This is a genomic window from Mycolicibacterium sp. XJ870, assembly GCF_053483975.1.
Genome location: NZ_JBEFTI010000009.1, coordinates 69190 through 91307, shown reverse-complemented (window position 1 = coordinate 91307; position 22118 = coordinate 69190). Strand labels below are relative to the sequence as shown.

The window sequence follows — 22118 nt, the reverse complement described above, 5'->3', positions numbered from 1 at the left end:
CGGCAGTCAGGTTTGAAGTGCGCCCGCCAGCGTCCAGGCCAGCAGACCGAACGCCAGCCCAGCCAGGCTGCGACGGATCCACCGGTACCGCCAGAGCACGGTCAGCGCGATGCCGGCAGCCGCCACCGACACCACCCCGGCCAGCCCTGACGGAGTCGAAACTGCCGATCCGGGGACCGCGGCGGCCCAGCGCGCCACCGACAACAGCCACCACAACTCAGGCCCGGTGAACCGGATCAGCAATTGTGCGCCGCCCGGCCACACCGGCGCCATCGCCGCCGCCGCGGTACCCAGCACAGTGATGGGCGGAATGACCCCTGCGACCGCCAGATTGGCTGCGACGGCCACCACGCTGAACGTGCCCGATATCGCCGCGACGAGCGGTGCGGTGACCAGTTGGGCGACGACCGCGACGCTCACAGCTGCCGCGGCCGGTCGCGGCCAGCCACGGTCTTCGAGGCGACGCGTCCATAGCGGCGCGACGACGACGATGCCCGCCGTTGCGCACACCGACAACGCGAATCCGGCGTCGACGGCAAGTTCGGGCGCCGCGATCATCAACGCCAACACGCTGGCGCCGAGCGCAGGGACGGCTCGCCGCCGCCGATGGGTCAGGACAGCCAGCAGCGTGACAGCACCCATCACCGCCGCTCGCAGCACACTGGCCGACGGTTGCACCACGATGACGAACCCGACGAGCCCCACCGCTGCCAGTCCGACGGCGATCCGCGGGCCCACCAAGGCGGCCGTCAGCAGCAGCGCCCCGCACACGATGGTGACATTGGCGCCCGATACCGCGGTCAGGTGCGTGAGCCCGGCCGCCCGGAACTCCGCGGTGGTCTGCCCGGTGACGGTCGAGGTGTCCCCGAGCACCAGTGCCGGCAACATCGCCGCCTGATCCGTGGGCAGCACCGACCGCGCCGAGTCGGCGAGATCCGTCCGGACGCGCTGGGCGGCGCGTTGCACCGCGGAGGCTTCCCCCACCGAGGGCCGCCCCGACGTCGACAGCACGGCCACGGTGAGATCCCGCCGCTCCGGTCGGGCGACCGTGGCCCGGAACCGTGTCGGGCGCCCCGCGGTCACCTCGGCATAGCCGGTCGTCGGCGCGAACACCACCACGCGTCCGGACATGGCGACGCCGTCGAGTTCGGTGAGCGTGCCCCGAAACATCAGCCGGCCACCATTGAGCACCCGCGGCGTCTCCTCCGGCCTGACCACTACCTCGGTGGTGGCGCCGTACCGCTCGACGATCGGGTGGTGGCCGACCTGATACCCGCGCATGCCGACCGCCGCGGCGAAGCCGACACCGACCAACGCCACGGCCACCACCGCAGCGGTGCCGCCGCGGCCTGCCGCGCCTGCACCTCGTGCCGTTACCGCCGTGAGCACCGTCGCGACGGCCAGCACGATGACGGATCCCCCGATATTCCAGAGGATTCCGGCCGCGGTCACCGCCCAGGCGGTCAACGCCGCGGGGACGATCCGCAGGTCCAGGCCATCGCCGTCGGGCGAAGCCGCCGGAGACTCCAGCGTCACACCCGGACCAGCTCGCGAATCTTCTCCAGCTTGGCCGGGCCGATCCCGTCCACCTCGCCGAGCTGGTCCACGCTGCCGAACCGGCCGTTGGCGTCCCGCCAGGCGATGATCGCCTCCGCGGTCACCGGACCCACCCCGGGGAGCTCGTCGAGCTGCTCGGCGGTGGCGGTGTTGAGATCCACTGGACCAGCAGTGGTTTCCGACGGCTCACCGGCTGTCGCGGTTGTCGTCTCGCCGGTTACCGAACTACCCATGGTGGTCGGTTGCCCGGGCGCGGCGGCGATGCCCACGACGATCTGCTCACCGTCGGTGACCCGGCGAGCCATGTTCAGCCCGATCATGTCGGCGCCGTCGAGCGCACCGCCGGCCGCGGTGAGCGCATCGGCGATCCGCGCTCCGGCATCAAGGGTCACCAATCCCGGTTTGTGCACCAGGCCGACGACGCTGACCACCACCGGCCCGTCCGGCCCAGCGGCCGGCGTCGGGCTGGCCGACGAAACCATCTGGACCGGAGGAAGATTCGCCGAGGTGACAGGTTTCGGGCTGTCCCGGATCAGCGTGAAGACGGTGACGAGCACCGCGAGCACCCCGACGGCGGCCAGGCCGATCACCCCGGCACGTCCAGGGTCGGCGCGCGCGGCCGCCAACCAGCCGTCCGATTCGGCGTTGGTCGTGTCGGGCAGCCACTTCGACAACGTGGTGTCCGGAACCTCGCCGGGGCCCTCCCCTGCGTCGTCGTCCGCATCATGCGCCCCGAGTCGGCGGCGCAGCCGCTGCACGGGCAGTTCGGTTCCCATGCCCGCGACGGTAGGTGCGAACGCGGACGATTCGGGCCGGCCGCGACGCCGCTCCTGAGCGGCTGTGGATGAACTCCGCTTTGTGGATAACCTGCGCTACCCGGCCGCGCGGGTCGACCTGGCGGCAGGCGGATCGTCTGTCACCGCTCGCTGCGGCGTCACCCGTTCCAGGAATCGCAGCAGTTCGACGGGGAACGGCAGCACGACGGTGGAGTTCTTCTCCGCGGCCACCTCGACAACCGTCTCCAACAGCCGCAGCTGCAAGGCCGCGGGTTCAGCGGCCATCACATCAGCAGCGGCGGCGAGCTTCTCGGAGGCCTGCAGTTCACCGTCGGCGGTGATCACCCGGGCCCGGCGTTCTCGCTCGGCCTCCGCCTGACGCGCGATCGACCGCTTCATGGAATCCGGCAGCACCACATCTTTGATCTCGACCCGATCGATGTGAATGCCCCACCCCACGGCGGGATTGTCGATCAGAAGCTCCAGACCCTGATTGAGCCGTTCCCGGTTGGACAGGAGATCGTCCAGGTTGCTCTTGCCGATGATCGACCGCAGTGAGGTCTGCGCCACCTGACCGATCGCGGACATGTAGTCCTGGACGTCGACCACGGCCCGCACCGGGTCCACCACGTTGAAGTAGATGACCGCGTCGACCCGCACGGTGACGTTGTCGCGGGTGATTCCGTCCTGCGCGGGGATCGGCATCGTGATGATCTGCATGTTGACCTTCTGCAGGCGGTCGGCGACCGGTATCAACATCGTCAGGCCAGGTTGCCGGACGCTGTTTCGGACCCGGCCGAAGCGGAACACCACACCTCTCTCGTACTGCTTGACCACACGGATGTTGCCCAAGCACAGGACCGCCAGAGCCATTGCGGCGGCCGCCGTCACCCCGAGCGAATAGAGCATGTCCATGATCTGCCTCGATCCATGGAGTCAGTGCGGGCGAGTTGTTCACCCCATAGTTCGATTGTGCGACGCCGGTGCGGCTGCCGCCACGTCGGCGGAGGCAGCGACGGTGGTGAACAACCTCCTCGATAGTGTCTACTGCACTGTGCCGGCCCACCGAGGAGACGATTCATGACAGCGCAAAAGCCGATTCGGGTGATCCAGTGGACCACGGGCAATATCGGCCGGCGTTCCCTGCACGCCATCATCGGGCGCGACGACATGGAACTGGTGGGCGTGTACGCACACGGCGCTGACAAGGTCGGCGTCGATGCCGCCGAGTTGGCCGGCTGGCCGGAGCCAACCGGGGTGCGGGCCACCAACTCCATCGACGAACTGATCGCACTGAAACCCGACGCCTGCTGTTACAACCCGCTGTGGCCCGATATCGACGAACTGACCCGGCTGCTGTCGGCAGGCGTCAACATCTGCTCCAGCGCGGCGTGGATCACCGGCGGCAAGCAGACTCCGGAAGACCTGCAGCGGATCAGGAATGCCTGCGAGACAGGCAATTCCACGATCTTCGGCAACGGAGCGCATCCCGGCATGACCAACATGGTCGGGATGGTGCTGTCCGGGTCCTGTGAGCGCGTCGACGAGATCCGGATCACCGAGTCGGTGGACTGCTCGACGTACGAATCCGCAGGCACCCAAACTGCAATGGGCTTCTCGCAGGCCCCCGACACCCCGGGCCTGGCCGAGAGCGTGCGGCGCGAGAGCGAGGTGTTCGCCGAATCGGCGGCGATGATGGCCGACGCCATCGGCGCCAAGCTGGACCGCATGACGTTCGACGTGACGTTCACCGCCGCAACCGGCGACTCCGATCTGGGCTTCATGCGGATCCCGGCGGGCACGGTGGCGGGCGTGTACGGCTACCACCGCGGCTGGGTCGGCGACCGCAACGTCGTCAGTGTCGGCTTCAACTGGACCATGGGCGATCACGTCACACCGCCCAAACCCCTTGAGCACGGGCATGTTATCCAAGTCTTCGGGTTGCCCAACATGCGGACGGTGCTGCACTGCCTGCCGCCGAAGGACTGGACCGAGCCCGGTTTCATGGGCCTTGGCATGATCTACACCGCGCTGCCGGTCACCAATGCGGTACCCGCGGTGGTGGCGGCCCCGCCCGGCATCGTCACGCTCAAAGACCTGCCGCCGATCACCGGGCGCTTCGCGGGCTGAGGCTAGCCGTCGCGGTCGTCGATGGACACACACACGCCGACCGCGCCGCCGCCGACGTGCACCGCGAGCACAGGGCCCATGTCGGTCACCGAAAGTTCCTGCAGCTGCGGCAACCGCGCCGTCAACGCGGCGCCGAGTTCATCGGCAGCGTCGCGGTTGTCGACATGGTGCACGACCACACTCGCCTGCCCGTCACCGACCACTTCGACGACCTGATCCACCAGCGCCGCATGCGCTTTCGAGGTGGTGCGAATCCGCTGCGACAGCACCAGCCGGCCGTCCATATCCAGGCACAGCAACGGTTTGAGCGACAATGCGGTGCCCAGCCAGGACGCTCCCCTACGGATCCGGCCGCTACGCCGCAGATTGTCCAGCCGGTGCACCACGATGAACGCGTGTCCGCGCTGAACCGCGGCCCGGGCCGCAGCCTCGACGGCATCCAAACCCGCACCCGCCTGAGCACATTGCGCAGCGGCCAACGCGACGAACCCCACACCCATTGCCGCCGAGCGCGAGTTCACCACCCGCACCGCCTGGCCGAACTCGCGCGCCGCCGACACCGCCGAACTGAACGTACTCGACAGTGCGGCCGAAATATGAACGGCGACAACGCCATCCCCACCGCTGTCGGCCAGGGCCTGGCGGTACGTGTCGGCAAGCTCCAGCGGAGTCGCACCTGCTGTGGTGACCTTGGCGCGATCATGAATGTCGGGGGGCACCGGATCGACGCCGTCACGCAGATCGGTGCCGTCGTCGAGGACATGCAGCGGCACCTGCCGGATCGCCCACTTTTCGCGCTGATCCGGATCCAGGCGCGAAGACGAGTCGGTGACTACCACGACTGCCATATCAGTCGTCGGAGTTCTCTTGTGGCACACCGGCCATGGCGAGGCCTTTGAGCATAAGCTCGGCAACCGCCCGGTGGGCTTCGAAGTTCCAGTGGATACCGTCGGGATTGCCGCGCCCACTGAGCACCTCGTCGGCGACGGCGGCCTTGAGGTCCACCAGCGGGACATCGTGCTCCTGCGCCCACGCCGTGATCGCGCGCACCGTCGGCTCCCTGCCATGGTGGGCTTTACCGTAGGTCTCGGCGATATGCACCGACGGCAACGAAGCCACCATGGGAATTCCCGGCCGGTTGAAATCGATGGCGCCGCGCGTCATCTCCAGATACTCGACCGACACGTGCGGCGGCAGGGCCGACCGGGCGATCGGCGACAGCCGCGGCTGCACCCAGCCGTACCCGTCCCGGACCCAGCGCCGCAACCATGGCGGACGCACATAGCGGATCGACTCCCGCAGCGCGGTCGGCAACGGGGACGGCAGCGAATCCATACCGCTGGTCGCGAAGATCACCGCGCCCGCCCGCGGCAACGCCGCCCACGACCGGGGATCCTGGGTCGCCGCCCACCACACATCCCGGCAGGTCCAGCCGATCCGGCCGATGAGCTCCAGATCCCAATCAAGTTGGTCGGCCACGATATTGGGCCAGATCCGGGGATCGTCTGCCGGCAGACCACCGGTCGGGCCGAAGTACGACAGTGAATCGGCGAATACCAACAGCGTGGGTCTGCGCGGATCAGAGGACATCGTTGGCGACCTGTGCCGAGGCGTTCCACACGTCGAGGCGCCACCGGATGGCAGCGAAGTCTGCCGCATCTTCGGAATGGCCGGAAAGCTGAACCCAACTGGCGTTGCCCATTCCGCCCAACACGGGCCAGTTGTCGACCGGCAGCCTGAGTAGTCCGGCTGTCAGCGCCGCGATCAGCCCGCCGTGGGCGACCAGCACCACCGGCCGCTCGGGTCCGTCGATACCCCACTCCTGTTGTTCGGCAACAATTTCGGCGATCACGGGAAGGCTCCGCTCGGCGACGTCGACCCGGCTTTCACCGCCGTGCGGCGCCCATCGTGCGTCTTCGCGCCAAGCCAGCCGGGCACCGGGTGCGGCGGCGTCCACCTCCAGATGGGTCATGCCCTGCCAGTCCCCCAGATGTGTCTCGCGCAGCCGCCGGTCGACCTCCACGGGAATGCCGGAGCGATCCCCCAGCGTCACAGCGGTGTCGAGCGCACGTTTGAGATCCGACGAGACGATCAGCAGCGGTTGGCGTTTCGCCAGCACGTCGGCTGCTGCGGCGGCCTGGTCACGACCGAGATCCGACAGCTCGGTGTCGAGCTGTCCCTGCATCCGGCTGCCCGCGTTGTACTCGGTCTGGCCGTGGCGCAGCATCACCAGTCGGCGCACCCTCATTCAGGTGCCTCCCGCGGCCGATCCAGGTCCACCGGAACCAGCGGGCAGTCCCGCCACAACCGGTCAAGGGCATAGAAGTTGCGTTCCTCCTGATGCTGGATGTGCACCACGACGTCGACGTAGTCGAGCAATGTCCAGCGCCCCTCCCGGGTGCCTTCCCGGCGGGCAGGCTTGTAGCCTGCCATCCGCATTTTCTCTTCGACCTCGTCGACGATCGCGTTGACCTGGCGCTCATTGGACGCCGACGCGATGACAAAACAGTCGGTGATCACCAGCTGCCCCGACACATCGATGACCACAACGTCGTCGGCAAGCTTGGAAGCCGCCGCCTGCGCAGCCAAGATGGCCATCTCGACGGCCTCGGTAGTGGCGGTCATCGGGCTACCTCCGATTCTGTTGTGCTCCGCGCGTCCGCGGTATAGAGCCTGCGTTTGGCGACATACTGCACCACCCCGTCGGGCACCAGATACCAGATGGGCCTCGCCTTCTGGGCACGCGCGCGGCAATCGCTCGACGAAATCGCCAGTGCAGGCACCTCGACCAGGGTCAGCGCGTCAGGGGGCAGTTCCCGCACGGCCGCCGCGATGTGCTCGCCGTCGAGTTCGTAGCCGGGTCGGCTGACGCCGACGAACTTCGCCATCGAAAACAGGTCCTCCCAGTTCTGCCAGGACAAAATCGACCCCAGGGCGTCGGCGCCGGTGATGAAGTACAGATCTGCGTCTTCGTTCAGGTTGCGCAGGTCGCGCAGGGTGTCCTTGGTGTAGGTGGCGCCGCCGCGGTCGATGTCGACCCGGCTGACCGAGAACCGCGGGTTGGAAGCCGTCGCGATCACCGTCATGAGATACCGATCCTCAGCCGCGGAGACCCGCCGATCGTGCTTTTGCCACGGCTGTCCGGTCGGCACGAACACGACCTCATCGAGCTCAAAGAGATCGGCAACCTCGCTGGCCGCGACCAGGTGCCCGTTATGAATGGGATCGAACGTCCCACCCATTACACCAAGCCTGCGTCGAGATGCCACGAATAGCCAGCTTACGGCAGCACCGGCGCGCCCTCAGACCGGCAGCAGCCCGTCGATGACCGTGGCCAACTGCTTGGCTGAGCGGCATTCGTGCATGGTGATGACGTCGAGGTATTTCGGCACCGCCGAATCCCCGCTGCCCCACAGGTGCTTGGGCTCCGGGTTGAGCCAGTGGGCGTGGCGGCTCGACGACACCATGTGGGCCAGCAGCTCGGTCTCCGGATTGCGGTAGTTGTTGCGGCCGTCCCCGAGGACCAGCAGCGAACTGCGCGGCGAGAGCACACTCGGGTACTTCTCCAGGAACGACACGAACGCGTGCCCGTAATCGGAGTGCCCGTCGCGCGTGTACACCCCGGCCTCGCGGGTGATGCGCTGTACTGCTACGGCCAGATCGGACTCCGGGCCGAACAATTCCGTGACCTCGTCGGTGGTGTCGATGAAGGCAAAGACGCGGACGCGGGAGAACTGCTGGCGCAGCGCGGACACCAGCATCAGCGTGAAGTGACTGAACCCGGCCACCGAACCGGACACATCGCAGAGTACGACGAGCTCGGGGCGGGCCGGATGCGGCTTCTTGAGCACCACGTCGATCGGCACCCCGCCGGTCGACATCGACTTGCGCAGCGTCTTGCGCAGATCGATCTCACCGGCCCGGGAACGGCGCCGCCGGGCGGCCAACCGCGTGGCCAGGGTGCGGGCCAGCGGCGCCACCGTCTTCCGCATCTGCCGCAACTGTTCCCCGGAGGCGCGCAGGAACTCGACGTTCTCCGCCAGCTGCGGCACCCCGTACATCTGCACGTGCTCGCGGCCCAACTGCTCGGCGGTGCGCCGTTTGGTTTCCGCCTCGACCATCTTGCGCAGTTGCGCGATGCGCTGCGCCGCCAGCGCCTTGGCGATCTCCTCCTGGGTGGGCGTCGGTTCCTCGCCGTAGGGGGCGAGCAAGCCTGCCAACAGCCGACCCTCCAGATCGTCCAGGCTCATCGACTTGAGCGCCTGGTAGGACGAGTACGACGGACCACGGCTGGAGTTGTATCTGCCATAGGCCTCGACGATCTGCGCGATCATCGCCGCGAGCCGATCGTCGAGGTTGGCCAGCTCATCGTTGTCGGTGAGCATCTGCACCAGCGCTGCGCGCATCGCCTCGATGTCCTCGGGCGGCAGGCCTGCGTCGTCGGCGTTGTCCGGGTCGTCGTCATCGAGCACCGTGCGCGCGCCCAGCGCCGCCGGGAAGAACAGGTCGAACATCGCGTCGTAGGTGTCGCGATGGTCGGCGCGGCGCAGCACCGCGCACGCGATCCCCTCCCGCAACGCCTCCCGGTCGTCCAGACCCAGCACCGTCATCACCCGGCCGGCGTCCACGGTTTCCGAGGGCCCCACCGAAATCCCCTGCGCGCGAAGGGCTTCGACGAACTCCACGAGATGCCCAGGCAGGCCGTGCGGGGCCAGCGGCTGAGCGGGTCGGGTCCGGCGGGACGCCATCAGTTCAACCTGAGCTCACCGGCGGCGCGCTGCTGGTCGGATTGGTGTTTCAGCACCACACCGAGGGTTGCGGCGATCATCTCGTCGTCGATGGTGTCCAGGCCCAGCGCCAGCACAGTGCGGCCCCAGTCGATGGTCTCGGCGACGGACGGCAGCTTCTTGAGCTGCATACCGCGCAGTACACCGATGATCCGCACCAGCTCGGAGGCGATGTGCGCCGGCAACTCGGGCACCCGGGACAGCAGGATGCGCCGCTCAAGGTCCGGATCGGGGAAGTCGATGTGCAGGAACAGGCAGCGACGCTTGAGCGCCTCGGAGAGCTCCCGGGTGGCGTTGGACGTCAGCAGCACGAACGGGGCGCGCTCGGCCTTGATGGTGCCCAGTTCCGGGACGGTCACCGCAAAATCGGAGAGCACCTCCAACAACAGGCCCTCGATCTCGATGTCCGCCTTGTCGGTTTCGTCGATCAACAGCACTGTCGGGTCGGTGCGTCGAATGGCGGTCAGCAGCGGGCGGGTCAGCAGGAATTCCTCGCTGAACACGTCCATCTTGGTCTGGTCCCAGTCGCCACCGCCCTGGTTGCCTGCCTGGATCCGCAGGATCTGCTTGGCGTGATTCCACTCGTAGAGCGCGCGCGCCTCGTCGACACCCTCGTAGCACTGCAACCGGACCAGCTCGGATCCGGTGGTCTGGGCGACAGCGCGGGCCAGCTCGGTCTTGCCGACCCCGGCCGGGCCCTCCACCAGAAGCGGCTTACCCAGCCGGTCGGCGAGGAAAACCGCTGTGGCAGTGGCGGTATCGGGTAGGTAACCGGTCTCGGCCAACCGTCGTGCGACATCGTCGATGTCGGCGAACATTGGCGCCGGGCGTGCGGGCAAGCTCACGTATCTCTCCTGTTTGTCTCAGGCCGGGCGGGTTTGGCCGTCGCCCCACACGATCCACTTGGTTGATGTCAGTTCGGACAAGCCCATCGGCCCACGGGCATGCAGTTTCTGGGTGGAGATGCCGATCTCGGCGCCGAAGCCGAACTGCTCACCGTCGGTGAACGCGGTGGAGGCGTTGACCATCACCGCTGCAGCGTCCACCCGTTCGGTAAAGCGTTGCGCGGCAGCGAGATCCGTTGTGACGATGGCCTCGGTGTGGCCGGTGCCGTACTCGTTGACGTGCGCGATGGCCGCGTCGAGCCCGTCGACCACCGCGACGGCGATGTCCATCGAGAGGAACTCGGCGTGCAGTTCCTCCTCGCTGGGGTCGGCATGCACGGTTACCCCGGCATCCCCCAATGCCGCGGTCAGCCGTGGCAGCGCAGTCTCGGCCACCGCACGGTCCACGAGCAGCGTCTCGGCGGCGTTGCACACGCTGGGCCGCCGCGTCTTGGAGTTCAACAGAATCTTCTCGGCGAGGTCGAGATCGGCCGATTCGTGAACGTAGACATGACAATTGCCGACACCGGTTTCGATCGTCGGCACCTGCGCATCGCGCACCACCGCATCGATGAGCCCCGCTCCGCCGCGTGGTATCACCACGTCGACCAGGCCTCGGGCCTGGATCAGATGGGTGACGCTTGCGCGGTCCTGGCTCGGCAGTAGTTGCACGGCATCAATCGGCAGACCCTCAGCCGCCAGCGCCGACCGCAGCGCCTCCACCAGCGCCTGATTGGACCGGGCCGCCGACGAACTGCCGCGCAGCAGCGCCGCGTTGCCGGACTTCAGCGTCAAGCCGAAGGCGTCGACGGTCACATTGGGCCGGCCCTCGTAGACCATGCCCACCACACCGAGCGGCACCCGCTGCTGGCGCAGTTGCAGGCCGTTGGGGAGCGTGCTGCCGCGCAGCACCTCCCCTACCGGATCGGGCAGGCCGGCAACCTGGCGCAGGCCGGCGGCGATGCCGTCGACGCGTTGCGGGGTGAGCGCGAGGCGATCGAGCATCGCCTCGGGGGTGCCGGCAGCGCGGGCGGCGTCAAGATCGGCCGCGTTGGCCGCCAGCACGTCATGGACATGCGCGAGCACACTGTCCGCAGCGGCGTGCAGGGCACTGTTCTTCGTCGCGGCGCTCAGCGTGCCAAGGGTGCGGGCGGCCACGCGAGCCCGCCGGGCGGCGGCGTGCACCTGTTCACGCAGGTCGGGCTGCGGTGCCGCAGCCGTCATCGACGGGGTCTGGACACTCATCTAGCCAGCGTATCGGACCTGTTGAAGGGCTTCGACACGCGTCAGGCCCGGGCTGGATTAGGTTGTCGGCTATGGCCGCTGCGCGGGTGTGCGTCGTCGGAAGTATCAACGCCGACCTCACGTTCTCCGTCGACAGCCTGCCGCGTCCGGGCCAGACCGTGCTCGCGTCGTCACTGTCCTCGGCACCGGGCGGAAAGGGTGGCAATCAAGCGGTCGCCGCAGCGCGCGCCGGCGGCTGCGTCGCCTTGGTGGCCGCGGTCGGCGAAGACAGCGCTGCCGACTCGCTGCGCGCCCACCTGCGGGCTAACGACGTGGACCAGGCAGCGGTGGTCGGCCTGCCCGGCCCGAGCGGATCGGCGGTCATCGTCGTCGATGCCGCCGGCGAGAACAGCATTGTGGTGGCTCCGGGTTCGAACTCGCAGCTGACAGTGGACTCACCGCCCGCCCGTGCCGCGGTCGCCGCGGCCGACGTGGTACTGCTGCAGCTCGAGATCCCCGCACCGACTGCCATCGCCGCGGCTCGGTTGGCCCGCGCGGCCGGAGCGGTCGTCATGCTCAACGCCTCACCGGGCGGTACCGCCGCGCACCACCTGCTCGCACTCTCGGAACTGGCCGACGTGGTGGTGGTCAACGAGACCGAAGCTGCCGACTGGCATTGGCCGGTCGCGCATCTGGTGATCACCCGTGGTCCGCGGGGGGCGAGCTATCTGGGCGACGGCGAACGGTTCGATGTGCCCTCACCGGCGGTGCGGGCGGTGGACACCGCGGGCGCCGGTGACGTGTTCGCGGGCGTTCTGGCCGCCGGCTGGCTCACCGGGTACGAGCATGCGCTGCGGCGGGCATGCGCGGCCGGTGCCCTGGCGACGCTCGTGCGCGGGGCCGGCAACTGTGCGCCTACAGAGGCCGACATCGACGCTGTGCTGACGAACTGACGCACCCAACTGAAGCCGATACCGTTGCCGTTATAGTCGCGAGCTATGACACCGCGACCGCCCGAGGGCGACTGGCTCGGCACGCCCTATCTCAAGTTCGACCGGCAGGGGCCGTTCGGCGTCGTCACGCTGGACCGCCCCGAGGCCCGCAACGCCATGACGCCGGCGATGTACTTCGGCATCCGCTATGCGGTCACCCACGTCGAGGCCGATCCGGACCTGGCAGGCCTGCTGATCACCGGCACCGGAGACGTGTTCGCACCCGGCGGTGATCTCGGCGGCGGCGACGGTGTCGACGATTGGATGAGCTTCGGCGCGGCGCTCTCGATGGATGTGACGCCGTTCGAAATCCTGCGGCAATCAGTCAAACCGGTGGTGAGTGCGGTCAACGGGTTGTGTCAGGGTGGCGGTCTGCAGATCGCGATGTGCAGCGATATGGCGGTGGTCAGCGACCGCGCCACATTCCGCGTCCCCGAGTTGTACCGCGGTATCGCCGACACCTACTACAGCCAGATGCTGGCGAGGCTGATCGGGCCCGTGCGAACGCGCGATCTGATGTTCACCGGGCGCACGCTCAGCGCCGAGGAGGCCGTCGACTGGGGCATGGTCGCGCGCGTGGTGCCGCACGACGAAGTGTTCGACGCGGCCCGCGAAGTGCTGAGTCAGTGCTGCCGCACCGCACCCGGCGCACGCGGTGTGGTGAAGTCCAGCTTGGACAACTATCTCGGCCTGTACGACCGGATCGGGATGAAGGCCAGCTACAGCGGTGCCGAGGCCGTCGAGGGCTTCCGCTCCTTCAAGGAACGGCGCTCGCCGGACTGGGTGCACCCCGAGCTTCGAGCCAACGGCCGGCTCTAGGCGCGTTAGTTCACCCTTCCCTGAATTCAGTTTCAGATGTACCGTCTGGAGTTATGCAGACGGCGATCAGCAGCGACGCACTGTCCAGGTTCGGCTGTGCACTGTCCGATCCGACGCGGGCGCGCATCCTGCTCATGCTGCGCGACGGGCCGAGCTACCCGTCCGACCTGGCCGAGGCGATCGGGGTATCCCGGCAGATCCTGTCCAATCACCTGGCCTGCCTACGCGGCTGCGGGCTGGTTGTCGCCCAACCGGAGGGCCGGCGTAACCGGTACGAACTGACCGACCGCCGCATCGCCCACGCCCTCGACGATCTGGTCGGCCTGGTGTTGACCGTCGACCCGGCGTGCTGCCCGGCAGCCGAGACAGAGGACTGCTGCTGATGCCCACGACGACGCGACAGGACGTGCTGGCCCGCCGAATCCGCTGGCTGGTTGCCGCCACCATCACCTACAACGTGATCGAGGCGGTGATCGCACTCGCCGAGGGTGCCCGGGTGTCGTCGTCAGCCCTGATCGGATTCGGCCTGGATTCCGCGGTCGAGGTGTCATCAGCGGCGGTGGTGGCGTGGCAGTTCGCCGCCAAGGATCCCGAAACCCGCGAGCGGACGGCGCTGCGGCTCATCGCGTTCTCGTTCTTCGCCCTGGCCGCCTACGTCACCGTCGACGCGACCATGTCGCTGTTCGGCGTGGGCGAAGCCCGGCATTCGCTCGTCGGCATCGTGCTTGCCACCGCCAGCCTGATCATCATGCCCGTGCTCTCCCTGACTCAGCGCCGCACCGCGCGTGAGTTGGGTTCGCGCTCGGCGTTCGCCGATTCCAAACAGACCCTGCTGTGCACGTATCTGTCCGCCGCACTACTGGTCGGTCTACTGCTGAACGCGCTGTTCGGATGGGCTTGGGCCGACGGGGTCGCTGCCCTGGTGATCGCCGCACTGGCGGTCCGCGAAGGCATCAACGCCTGGCGCGGCGACCCGTGCTGCTAGGGAGGGGAATCGAGATGCCCGTCATCGCGCTCGCACTGTCTGCCGTCTTCGCCCTGCTCGGTTTTGGCTGGCGTAGTTGGCATCAATGGCGTCGCACCGGATCGACCGGTTTCAAAGGGGTCAGCGGACGCGTCGGATCCGCGGAGTGGTTCGCCGGAGCCGGGTTCGTCGGCGCCATCGTCGCCACCGTGCTCGCACCGGTGCTGCAACTGGTCGGGGTGGTGTCGCCGCTGAGTCTCCTGCACGGCAACTGGATTCAGTTCACCGGCATCGCGCTCGCCGTCGTCGGCATCGCCGGGACGGTCTACGCGCAGATCGACATGGGCGATTCATGGCGCATCGGCGTCGACCCCACCGAAAGCACCACGCTGGTGCACACCGGCGCGTTCGGCCGGGTCCGCAACCCGATCTTCACCGCCATGCTGATCTTCGGACTCGGCATCGCCCTGGTGACACCGAATCTGGTGGCGATCATCGGTTTTGCCCTGCTGACTGCGACGATCGAGATGCAGGTCCGAGTGGTTGAAGAGCCGTACCTGCTGTCAGCACACGGTGATACCTACCGCGACTATCTCGCCCAAGTCGGCCGGTTCCTGCCGGGTATGGGACTCAAGCGCTAGGTGTACTGACAGCTAGCGCTCCGGAACCTCGCGCTCGATCTCGTCGAGCCAGATTCTCGCCGACATGTCCGACGGTGCCCGCCAGTCGCCGCGGGGCGAGAGCGCGCCGCCGTGCGAAACCTTGGGCCCGTTCGGCATTGCCGAGCGTTTGAACTGTGCGAATGAATAGAACCGCTGCGCGAACACCTGCAGCCAGTGCCGGATCTCTTTGAGAGAGTACGTCGGTCGCTTGTCTTCGGGGTAGCCGACGGGCCAGTCGCCGTGGGCTGCGTCGTGCCAGGCATGCCAGGCCAGGAAGGCCACCTTCGACGGCCGGAACCCGTAGCGCAGCACCTGGAACAGCGAAAAGTCCTGCAGCACATAAGGTCCGATTTTGGCCTCGCTGCTCTGGATCTCCTCGTCCTCGCCGGTGGGGATCAGTTCAGGGGTGATTTCGGTGTCCAGCACAGACTGCAGCACCTCGTTCACGTCATCCCCGAACTGGCCGGACGAGATGACCCACCGGATCAGGTGCTGGATAAGGGTTTTCGGCACTCCGCCGTTGACGTTGTAATGGGACATCTGGTCGCCGACCCCGTAGGTCGACCAGCCCAGTGCAAGCTCGGACAGATCACCGGTGCCGAGCACGATGCCGCCGCGCTGGTTGGCGAGCCGGAACAGGTAGTCGGTGCGCAGTCCGGCCTGCACGTTCTCGAACGTGACGTCGTAGACCTTCTCGCCGCGGCCGAACGGATGGTCCATTTCGGTGAGCATCAGTTCGGCGGTCGCCTTGATGTCGATCTCTTCGAACGTCACACCAAGGGCCTGCGCCAGCCGGATCGCGTTGTTCTTGGTGCGGTCCCCGGTGGCGAAACCCGGCAGCGTGAACGCGAGAATGTCGCTACGCGGGCGTTCTTCGCGGTCCATCGCACGCGCCGCGACGATCAGCGCATGCGTGGAATCCAAGCCACCCGATACGCCGATGACCACCTTCGGGAAGTTCAGCGCCCGCAGCCGCTGCTCCAGACCCGCCACCTGGATGTTGTACGCCTCGTAGCAATCCTGTTGCAGCCGTTCCGGATTCGATGGCACGAACGGGAACCGCTCGATCTCGCGCAACAACCCGATATCGCCCGTCGGCGGATCGAGTTGAAACTCCACCCGGCGGAAGGAATCCGCGTCGGCCCGGTGGTGTCTGGCATTGTCATCGAAGGTGCCCATCCGCAACCGCTCGGCACGCAGCAATTCCAGATCGACATCGGCGACCGCGCGTCGTTCACCGCGTGGGAAGCGCTCGCTCTCGGCGAGCAGCACGCCGTTCTCCCAGATCATGGTCTGCCCGTCCCACGCCAGATCGGTGGTCGACTCCCCCTCACCGGCGGCGGCATACACGTACGCAGCCAGACACCGTGACGATGCCGACCGGGCCAGCAGACTCCGATCCTCCGCGCGTCCAACGGTGATCGGGCTGCCAGAGAGGTTGGCCAGCACCGTCGCACCGGCCAGCGCGGCCTGCGCGCTCGGCGGAACGGGCACGAACATGTCCTCACAGATCTCGACGTGCAGTACGAAGCCGGGAAGATCGGACGCCACGAACAGCAGATCCGGCCCGAACGGCGCGTCGGCACCTGCGACCCGGACCGTGCCGCGCACCTCGTCGCCCGCCGCCATCTGCCTGCGCTCGTAGAACTCCCGATAGGTCGGCAGATACGACTTCGGGGCGACCCCGAGCACCGCACCCCGGTGGATCACGACTGCCGTGTTGTAGATCCGGTGCCGATGGCGCACCGGGGCGCCGACCACGAGCACCGGCGCGAGCACGGCCGAGGCGGCGACGATTTCGATGAGTGCCTCTTCGACGGACTCCAGCAGGGCGTCCTGCATCAGGATGTCCTCGATCGAATACCCGGACAGCGTGAGTTCGGGAAACACCGCGACTGCGACACCATCGTCGTGGCAGGCTTCGGCCAGTCTCAGCACCGATTCGGCATTGGCCGGCGGATCCGCCAGTGCAGTGTGGTGGGTGCAGGCGGCAACCCGCGCGAAACCGTGGTGGTAGGCCGAGTAGAAGTCCATCACCCCTATTGTCGCCCGCGAAGTGTCAAGATCCGGTGACGGGGTACCAACAGTTGATGAGCGATACCGCTGTCGTGGTCGTGGACATGATGAACTGCTACGACCACGAGGATGCCGAAAAGTTGACGCCCAACGTCGCCGAGATCATCGATCCGCTGGTCAAGCTGATCGGTGCGGCCCGCGAGCGCGAAGACGTCGACCTGATTTACGTCAATGACAACTACGGCGACTTCACTGCACAGTTCAGCGACATCGTGGAGTCGGCGCTTGACGGTGAGCGGCCGGATCTTGTCCGCCCGATCGTCCCCGACACCGGCTGCCTCCTGCTGACGAAGGTCCGGCACAGCGTCTTCTACGCCACGGCGCTGGAGTACCTGTTGGGCCGACTGGGAACCGAACGCGTGGTGCTGGTCGGCCAGGTCACCGAGCAGTGCATCCTCTACAGCGCACTCGACGCATACGTACGGCTTTTCGATGTAACGGTGGCTTCCGACGCGGTGGCCCACATCGACCCGACCTTGGGCGATGCGGCGTTACGGATGATGCAGCGAAACATGAGCGCCGAGATCCTGCCGGCGGCCGACTGCCTGCGTTGAGCTTCAGGCAGTTGACGGAGCAGCGCGCCAGGATTCGACCAGCGGCGCCAAACCCTCGGCGAGAACAGGCAGCTGGGGCACCAGCGCAAGGCAACTGATCATCTGCAACATTCGGGCGGCGTTCATGAGTTCCAGCACTGCAGGATCGGTGGTCCGAAGTCCGTGTGCCCGAGCCGCTTCGTCGTATTCGGCGACCTCCGCCGGGCCGACCAACGCGAGATCCCACTCGACCGGCCCACAGGTGACGTCCTCGAAATCCGAGAACACGACGCCATTGGTCGTCCGAATAACGTTGTGCGACGGCCCATCCCCGTGGATGGGCTGGGCGGTCACACCGGGATATCTGGCCTCGAACGCGGCACGGTCTGCCAACACTGACCGCAGCCGCGCATATTCGGCCCTGGCCCGGGCGACATCTGCCGCGTGCAGTCCTCCAGAGGCGTCGAGCGAATCGAGCATGTCACCAACCCCGGCGTTGAACGGAGCGAGGAATGGCAGCTGCCCGTGGTATGCGCCCAGCGCCTCGTGCAGAGCCGCGCTGTACGACATGTCGACTGCGGCATACGGCTCGTGGTCCTCGGCGACATCGGCCAATTCCCAGAATGTCATTCCGAACCCGTCGCGGCGCACCGGCGACCGGGGCACCTGCGGGGCCGGCGGCACCACTGCGACGACGCCCTCGCGGTGCAACCAGGCCACCACGTCGAGTTCGCGCTGTTGCCGTGCGGCCTGAGTATGAGGTGTGATCCCTGTCGGCAGCACCACTTGGATCCGTGCGACCACCGGAGCCGGTTCGAGATGAACGACGACCGAGAAGGCGTCATGCAGCACCGTGGCTCGGTCGGCCTCGACTCCCAGTGCTCGACCGGCGTCAAGCGCCGCCTGAGCGGCCCGCGCACTGCGGTCAGCCAGGTCGTCGGGCGTCATCGGATTGGCGGTCACTGGAGGTCGATCACTACCTTCACGTCGCTGCCGTCACCGTCAAACGCACTGACGGCCTCCTCCAGCGGCAGCCGCCGCGTGATCAGTCGCTCCAGCCAACCGGAGTCGGCAGCCGCCAGGATGTCGGCGGCCTGACGATAGTGGCGCAGGTTGGCGTTCACCGATCCGATCACCACGTCGTTCTCCAACACGATCTCCCGGTTCACCGCACCGGCGTCGACCTGGATGTGGCGTCCCGACGGCGATACGCCGGTCAGGCAGGTGATGCCGTAGCTGCTGGTCTGCTGCAGCACACCGAACACTACGGCGGCCGCCCCGGTGGCCTCGATCACGATGTCGGGCTGCAACTCGCCGGCCACCGTGTCGATGTCCTCGTGGTGGTAGGTGGCGCCCAGGTCCGATACCAGGTCGGGTTTCACGCCTTCGGTGACCCGGTCGAGCACGTGCACCTCCAGTCCACGCTGCACACCCACGAGGGCGGCCAGCAGCCCGATCGGCCCAGCGCCGGTCACCAGTACGGTGTGCGGTTCGAACCAGCTGCGGGCACCAACCCGGTCGACCTGGTCCCAGGCCTTGGCCAATACCGAAGCGGGTTCGGTCAGCACCCCGACCCGTTGCAGCGAAGCATTGATGAGTACCGCGTAATCAGTTGGCACCGCCCATAATTGACTACCATACCCGTCGAGTTCCTTGATGCCGCGTTCGGTGTAGCGGCCGTTGCGGCACATGTCGAACTCGCTGCGGGCACACGCTCCGCACGGCTCCGGATCGGGCCGGCGCACCACCGGAGCGACCAGATCGCCGACCGCGAAGTCACTGCCCTCGGGCGCCTGGCGAACCCGACCCAGTGCTTCGTGTCCGAGTATCAGTCGCTCGGCGCCCGGTGGCGACCACCCGTATTCGCCATCGGCGATCTCCCGATCCGTGCCGCAGACGCCGAGCGCGATGCCCTCGACCAGCAATTCACCGGTTTGCGGGACGGGATCGGGCACGTCGCGGATCTCCACAGATCCGGCTTGGCCGGGTTTCACGGTGAGTGCGCGCATGCGCTCTGGGTAACCGCTTTGACGGCCGCTCTACCGTTCCTGGTTAGTGAGCAGGAGTGTGTCCTGTGCGGCCCGAACGGTGTTGGCCGCTGGCGGTGGGGGTTGTCCGGTGGACCGCCGCGCCTCATGGTGGGCGTGGCGGTGAGCCGGGACTACGGCACCGTCGTGTGGTTCCCGGGGGGTGCTCAGGCCTGGCCGGTGGAGTGCCCGCACCCGTCCGCTGTCGGGTGCGGGGTCCTGCCGGCCGACGCCTGATCGCCACGCCGAGTCCACGTCTACCGATCGCGACCGCCGCCCCATGATGACCAGTCACGGTAGCCGGATCGGAAGTCTGCTGCTGTAACGGTGTGCGCCAGTGCCTAGCGCCCCAGCGGCTGGTGTAGGCCGGGTCCACCCCGATCACCCCGATGCCGCGGCGGGTGGCCATACCGACCAGGCGGGTCCGGAATCTGGCGGTGGGGAACCCGGCGACGGTGCGGCGCAACCGATTCCCACGCTTTCCGCGGCCCAGCGTTTCGCGGCCGGTCGCCCGGGCGTCGGCGAAATCCAGATTCTCCACCACGACGGCAGCGCAGTTGTGCCGGACAGCCAGATCCAGCAAGACGGTGATGGCCGCGCGGACCCGCCCATCGCGCCGCGACGCCCGCAAACCCGCGGTCTCGACCCCGATGGTGACGGGCTCCCCGATCGGGTTACCCGACGCGTCGAGCACACAACACGCCAGATGATCGGCGTTGAGGTCCACCCCGAGCACCGGCCCGGCCCGCAACTCGTCAATCCCGGGTGCCGAATCAGGCGCGGTTTTCCAGGACGCGTCCAGATACCAGCGGTCACGGCGCGGGTCATAGCTGATGTCGTAGCGCACCGCCCGCCGCCCAGCCACCCGCTCCGCCCACTGCTCGGCACCGTGGTGAAACGCCACCGGCGCGCCGACCGTGAGGTGGGTTCCGAACCGCTCGACGAGCGCTGCGGGCACTTTGACACGCAGGTGTCCGTGCTCGTCGACACGGATGGTCTCATTGCCACCCGGTTTGCCGGACTCACCGTCGGCGGTCAGAAACATCCGCGCGGCATCCCACTGCGCCCGCCACTGTTCTTCTGTCAACCCGGCGGCATCGAGATGGTTGCGGTGACGCAACAACCGCTTTCCACCCACGGTGACCGACGGCCGCCCCGCCGCCAATGCCGCCTCAGCTATGGCGAGCCGTGTTTTCAGGATGGCCAGGCGGCGGGTCTTGGCGAACCGTTCCGCGGCGCTGCGATACCCGCGCACCCGCCGCAACCGCCCCCGCCCAGCAGGCCCCTCGCCGTCGGTGGCGGGTGCGAGCTGTCCCGGCCGCAGCGCACAGCGCGCCTCGAGCACCTCGACCGCGGCCCGCAGATCAGCAACCTGGGCGGCAAGCCCCCGCATCCCCAACTGATACTGATCCTCGACCGCGCGGGTGATCGCCCCGGCCCACCGCGACGACGACACCGCCGTCAACGCCTGCTTGCGTCCGGCCCGCCACACCGCATGACCTTGAGGATCCAACTGGCCCAGCGCGATCCGCGTCGCCAACTCACCGCGATACACCGACCCCAACAACTCGCCGATCGCGGTCAACGCCGCTGCCTCATCGACAGTCGGATGGATCCGGGTCCGGATCCGCACCCCCGCCGGGGCCGCCGCCACCACCGGATCAGCGACCCGCCGCAACAACCGCCGCTTGGCCACGCCCACATACTCACAGCCACCACCGACAAGCTGATCGTCGCGCCGACCCCGCTCACTAACACGCAGTATCGATCACTACCGCTCACTGAACGACCAACAGTTGCCTACCCTCGAAAGGGTGGACGCTCCCGAACTTGTCGCCCTGCTGGGCGGTCGCCGCATCGTCGTGCTGACCGGCGCGGGTATGTCGACCGACTCGGGCATCCCCGACTACCGAGGCCCGGACTCCCCGCCCAGTAATCCGATGACCATCCGGCAGTTCACTGCCGATCCGGTGTTCCGGCAACGCTACTGGGCCCGTAACCACGTCGGCTGGCGACACATGGATCACACCATGCCCAATGCGGGGCACCGTGCGCTGGCTGCGCTGGAATCCTCGGGTGTGGTGACGGGGTTGATCACCCAGAACGTGGACCTGCTCCACACGAAGGCGGGCAGTCGCAATGTGGTCGATCTGCATGGCAGCTACGCGCAGGTGGTGTGCCTGGATTGCGGAGACACCATGTCGCGAGGTCGGCTCGCGGACCTGCTGGAAGCCGCCAATCCTGGTTTCATCGAACGGGCCGAAGCCGTCGGGGGCATCGCCGTCGCGCCTGACGCCGACGCGGTGGTGAGCGACACCGCGTCATTTGTGATCGTGGATTGCCCGGCCTGTGGCGGGATGCTCAAGCCCGACATCGTGTACTTCGGCGAGAGTGTGCCGAAAGACCGTGTAGAGCAAGCTTTTTCCTTGTTCGCCGACACCCAGGCCTTGTTGGTGGCGGGGTCCTCGCTGACCGTGTACTCGGGCTACCGGTTCGTGCGGCACGCGGTGGCGCGCGGCATTCCCGTCGCGATCATCAACCGCGGCTCTACCCGCGGCGACGAGGACGCCACCGTGAAAGTCGAGGCCGGCTGCTCCGAAATGCTGACCCTGCTCGCCGGTGAGCTCACAAAACCCGGCGATTTGTGTGCATCCACCGGCGCTCACCGCCGGTAGATGCGCCCAAAT

23 protein-coding genes are annotated in these 22118 nt (G+C 67.5%); 8 read left to right on the top strand and 15 right to left on the bottom strand.

What is annotated here, in order from left to right; translation table 11 throughout:
- Positions 1-6: 6 nt before the first annotated feature.
- The 3 genes from ABQF30_RS25295 to ABQF30_RS25285 all read right to left on the bottom strand — a co-directional run bounded on the left by ABQF30_RS25295 (position 7) and on the right by ABQF30_RS25285 (position 3248).
- The gene (locus ABQF30_RS25295; RefSeq protein WP_448469005.1) at positions 7-1536 is read right to left on the bottom strand and encodes a ComEC/Rec2 family competence protein; all 1530 of its coding nucleotides are present in this window, start codon (positions 1534-1536) and stop codon (positions 7-9) included.
- Entirely contained in the window at positions 1533-2333 is an 801-nt protein-coding gene (locus tag ABQF30_RS25290) for a ComEA family DNA-binding protein (protein WP_448469003.1), read from the bottom strand. Before ABQF30_RS25290 ends, ABQF30_RS25295 begins: the two co-directional genes overlap by 4 nt.
- Before the next feature lie 96 nt (positions 2334-2429).
- The gene (locus ABQF30_RS25285) at positions 2430-3248 is read right to left on the bottom strand and encodes an SPFH domain-containing protein (protein ID WP_448469001.1); all 819 of its coding nucleotides are present in this window, start codon (positions 3246-3248) and stop codon (positions 2430-2432) included.
- Positions 3249-3413: 165 nt separating this feature from the next.
- Here ABQF30_RS25285 and ABQF30_RS25280 point away from each other — a divergent pair, with 165 nt between their 5' ends.
- Complete coding sequence (locus ABQF30_RS25280) at positions 3414-4463, top strand: NAD(P)H-dependent amine dehydrogenase family protein (protein WP_448468999.1); 1050 nt, start codon at positions 3414-3416, stop codon at positions 4461-4463.
- 2 nt (positions 4464-4465) lie between these two features.
- Here the strand turns inward: ABQF30_RS25280 and ABQF30_RS25275 are convergent, their stop codons facing one another.
- Genes ABQF30_RS25275 through ABQF30_RS25240 form a run of 8 tightly spaced genes read right to left on the bottom strand, consistent with a single transcriptional unit; the run spans position 4466 to position 11379 of the window.
- The gene (locus ABQF30_RS25275) at positions 4466-5311 is read right to left on the bottom strand and encodes a DegV family protein (protein ID WP_448468997.1); all 846 of its coding nucleotides are present in this window, start codon (positions 5309-5311) and stop codon (positions 4466-4468) included.
- Between the two features lies 1 nt (position 5312).
- Positions 5313-6053, bottom strand: a complete 741-nt coding sequence (gene octT / locus ABQF30_RS25270; protein ID WP_448468995.1) for a diglucosylglycerate octanoyltransferase — start codon at positions 6051-6053, stop codon at positions 5313-5315.
- On the bottom strand, positions 6043-6711 hold the full coding sequence (gene gpgP, locus ABQF30_RS25265; RefSeq protein ID WP_448468993.1) for a glucosyl-3-phosphoglycerate phosphatase: 669 nt from the start codon (positions 6709-6711) through the stop codon (positions 6043-6045). The genes octT and gpgP overlap by 11 nt, the downstream gene beginning before the upstream one ends.
- A complete protein-coding gene (gene rsfS / locus ABQF30_RS25260; RefSeq protein WP_448468991.1) occupies positions 6708-7088 on the bottom strand; it encodes a ribosome silencing factor in 381 nt (126 codons plus the stop codon). Before rsfS ends, gpgP begins: the two co-directional genes overlap by 4 nt.
- Complete coding sequence (gene nadD / locus ABQF30_RS25255; protein ID WP_448468989.1) at positions 7085-7732, bottom strand: nicotinate-nucleotide adenylyltransferase; 648 nt, start codon at positions 7730-7732, stop codon at positions 7085-7087. Before nadD ends, rsfS begins: the two co-directional genes overlap by 4 nt.
- 33 nt (positions 7733-7765) lie before the next feature.
- Complete coding sequence (locus ABQF30_RS25250; RefSeq protein ID WP_448468987.1) at positions 7766-9211, bottom strand: vWA domain-containing protein; 1446 nt, start codon at positions 9209-9211, stop codon at positions 7766-7768.
- Positions 9211-10095, bottom strand: a complete 885-nt coding sequence (locus ABQF30_RS25245; RefSeq protein ID WP_448468985.1) for an AAA family ATPase — start codon at positions 10093-10095, stop codon at positions 9211-9213. Before ABQF30_RS25245 ends, ABQF30_RS25250 begins: the two co-directional genes overlap by 1 nt.
- Positions 10096-10113: 18 nt before the next feature.
- The gene (locus tag ABQF30_RS25240; protein ID WP_448468983.1) at positions 10114-11379 is read right to left on the bottom strand and encodes a glutamate-5-semialdehyde dehydrogenase; all 1266 of its coding nucleotides are present in this window, start codon (positions 11377-11379) and stop codon (positions 10114-10116) included.
- A 71-nt stretch (positions 11380-11450) separates the two neighbouring features.
- Here ABQF30_RS25240 and ABQF30_RS25235 point away from each other — a divergent pair, with 71 nt between their 5' ends.
- From ABQF30_RS25235 to ABQF30_RS25215, 5 genes are read left to right on the top strand one after another with little or no spacing between them, the layout of a single operon-like run.
- Positions 11451-12311, top strand: a complete 861-nt coding sequence (locus tag ABQF30_RS25235; protein ID WP_448468981.1) for a ribokinase — start codon at positions 11451-11453, stop codon at positions 12309-12311.
- A gap of 45 nt (positions 12312-12356) precedes the next feature.
- Positions 12357-13169: an enoyl-CoA hydratase/isomerase family protein gene (locus ABQF30_RS25230; protein ID WP_448468979.1), complete on the top strand. Its 813-nt coding sequence runs from the start codon at positions 12357-12359 to the stop codon at positions 13167-13169.
- A gap of 53 nt (positions 13170-13222) precedes the next feature.
- Positions 13223-13552 carry an ArsR/SmtB family transcription factor gene (locus ABQF30_RS25225; protein ID WP_448468977.1) on the top strand — a complete coding sequence of 110 codons (330 nt, stop codon included), beginning with the start codon at positions 13223-13225 and terminating at the stop codon, positions 13550-13552.
- Positions 13552-14154 (top strand): cation efflux transmembrane domain-containing protein, encoded by a 603-nt coding sequence (locus ABQF30_RS25220; protein ID WP_448468975.1) that lies wholly within the window; start codon positions 13552-13554, stop codon positions 14152-14154. Before ABQF30_RS25225 ends, ABQF30_RS25220 begins: the two co-directional genes overlap by 1 nt.
- A 14-nt stretch (positions 14155-14168) precedes the next feature.
- Positions 14169-14774 (top strand): methyltransferase family protein, encoded by a 606-nt coding sequence (locus tag ABQF30_RS25215; protein WP_448468973.1) that lies wholly within the window; start codon positions 14169-14171, stop codon positions 14772-14774.
- Between the two features lie 12 nt (positions 14775-14786).
- Here the strand turns inward: ABQF30_RS25215 and ABQF30_RS25210 are convergent, their stop codons facing one another.
- Positions 14787-16829 carry an NAD(+) synthase gene (locus ABQF30_RS25210; RefSeq protein WP_448468971.1) on the bottom strand — a complete coding sequence of 681 codons (2043 nt, stop codon included), beginning with the start codon at positions 16827-16829 and terminating at the stop codon, positions 14787-14789.
- A gap of 56 nt (positions 16830-16885) precedes the next feature.
- Here ABQF30_RS25210 and ABQF30_RS25205 point away from each other — a divergent pair, with 56 nt between their 5' ends.
- A complete protein-coding gene (locus ABQF30_RS25205) occupies positions 16886-17425 on the top strand; it encodes a cysteine hydrolase family protein (protein WP_448468969.1) in 540 nt (179 codons plus the stop codon).
- 3 nt (positions 17426-17428) lie between these two features.
- Here the strand turns inward: ABQF30_RS25205 and ABQF30_RS25200 are convergent, their stop codons facing one another.
- The 3 genes from ABQF30_RS25200 to ABQF30_RS25190 all read right to left on the bottom strand — a co-directional run bounded on the left by ABQF30_RS25200 (position 17429) and on the right by ABQF30_RS25190 (position 21127).
- On the bottom strand, positions 17429-18367 hold the full coding sequence (locus tag ABQF30_RS25200) for a phosphotransferase family protein (RefSeq protein ID WP_448468967.1): 939 nt from the start codon (positions 18365-18367) through the stop codon (positions 17429-17431).
- Positions 18364-19413 carry a glucose 1-dehydrogenase gene (locus tag ABQF30_RS25195; RefSeq protein ID WP_448468965.1) on the bottom strand — a complete coding sequence of 350 codons (1050 nt, stop codon included), beginning with the start codon at positions 19411-19413 and terminating at the stop codon, positions 18364-18366. Before ABQF30_RS25195 ends, ABQF30_RS25200 begins: the two co-directional genes overlap by 4 nt.
- A gap of 124 nt (positions 19414-19537) precedes the next feature.
- Complete coding sequence (locus tag ABQF30_RS25190; protein ID WP_448468963.1) at positions 19538-21127, bottom strand: hypothetical protein; 1590 nt, start codon at positions 21125-21127, stop codon at positions 19538-19540.
- Between the two features lie 118 nt (positions 21128-21245).
- Between ABQF30_RS25190 and ABQF30_RS25185 the strand changes: the two genes are divergently transcribed.
- Positions 21246-22106 (top strand): NAD-dependent protein deacetylase, encoded by an 861-nt coding sequence (locus ABQF30_RS25185; protein WP_448468961.1) that lies wholly within the window; start codon positions 21246-21248, stop codon positions 22104-22106.
- Positions 22107-22118 lie beyond the last annotated feature (12 nt).

What these genes read in the sequence shown, in the direction of transcription:
- ABQF30_RS25290 (WP_448469003.1), bottom strand. Translation starts at nt 2,333, where the DNA reads ATGGGAACCGAACTGCCCGTGCAGCGGCTGCGCCGCCGACTCGGGGCG.
- ABQF30_RS25285 (WP_448469001.1), bottom strand. Translation starts at nt 3,248, where the DNA reads ATGGACATGCTCTATTCGCTCGGGGTGACGGCGGCCGCCGCAATGGCT.
- ABQF30_RS25280 (WP_448468999.1), top strand. Translation starts at nt 3,414, where the DNA reads ATGACAGCGCAAAAGCCGATTCGGGTGATCCAGTGGACCACGGGCAAT.
- ABQF30_RS25275 (WP_448468997.1), bottom strand. Translation starts at nt 5,311, where the DNA reads ATGGCAGTCGTGGTAGTCACCGACTCGTCTTCGCGCCTGGATCCGGAT.
- octT (WP_448468995.1), bottom strand. Translation starts at nt 6,053, where the DNA reads ATGTCCTCTGATCCGCGCAGACCCACGCTGTTGGTATTCGCCGATTCA.
- gpgP (WP_448468993.1), bottom strand. Translation starts at nt 6,711, where the DNA reads ATGAGGGTGCGCCGACTGGTGATGCTGCGCCACGGCCAGACCGAGTAC.
- rsfS (WP_448468991.1), bottom strand. Translation starts at nt 7,088, where the DNA reads ATGACCGCCACTACCGAGGCCGTCGAGATGGCCATCTTGGCTGCGCAG.
- ABQF30_RS25250 (WP_448468987.1), bottom strand. Translation starts at nt 9,211, where the DNA reads ATGGCGTCCCGCCGGACCCGACCCGCTCAGCCGCTGGCCCCGCACGGC.
- ABQF30_RS25240 (WP_448468983.1), bottom strand. Translation starts at nt 11,379, where the DNA reads ATGAGTGTCCAGACCCCGTCGATGACGGCTGCGGCACCGCAGCCCGAC.
- ABQF30_RS25235 (WP_448468981.1), top strand. Translation starts at nt 11,451, where the DNA reads ATGGCCGCTGCGCGGGTGTGCGTCGTCGGAAGTATCAACGCCGACCTC.
- ABQF30_RS25230 (WP_448468979.1), top strand. Translation starts at nt 12,357, where the DNA reads ATGACACCGCGACCGCCCGAGGGCGACTGGCTCGGCACGCCCTATCTC.
- ABQF30_RS25225 (WP_448468977.1), top strand. Translation starts at nt 13,223, where the DNA reads ATGCAGACGGCGATCAGCAGCGACGCACTGTCCAGGTTCGGCTGTGCA.
- ABQF30_RS25220 (WP_448468975.1), top strand. Translation starts at nt 13,552, where the DNA reads ATGCCCACGACGACGCGACAGGACGTGCTGGCCCGCCGAATCCGCTGG.
- ABQF30_RS25215 (WP_448468973.1), top strand. Translation starts at nt 14,169, where the DNA reads ATGCCCGTCATCGCGCTCGCACTGTCTGCCGTCTTCGCCCTGCTCGGT.
- ABQF30_RS25210 (WP_448468971.1), bottom strand. Translation starts at nt 16,829, where the DNA reads ATGGACTTCTACTCGGCCTACCACCACGGTTTCGCGCGGGTTGCCGCC.
- ABQF30_RS25205 (WP_448468969.1), top strand. Translation starts at nt 16,886, where the DNA reads ATGAGCGATACCGCTGTCGTGGTCGTGGACATGATGAACTGCTACGAC.
- ABQF30_RS25195 (WP_448468965.1), bottom strand. Translation starts at nt 19,413, where the DNA reads ATGCGCGCACTCACCGTGAAACCCGGCCAAGCCGGATCTGTGGAGATC.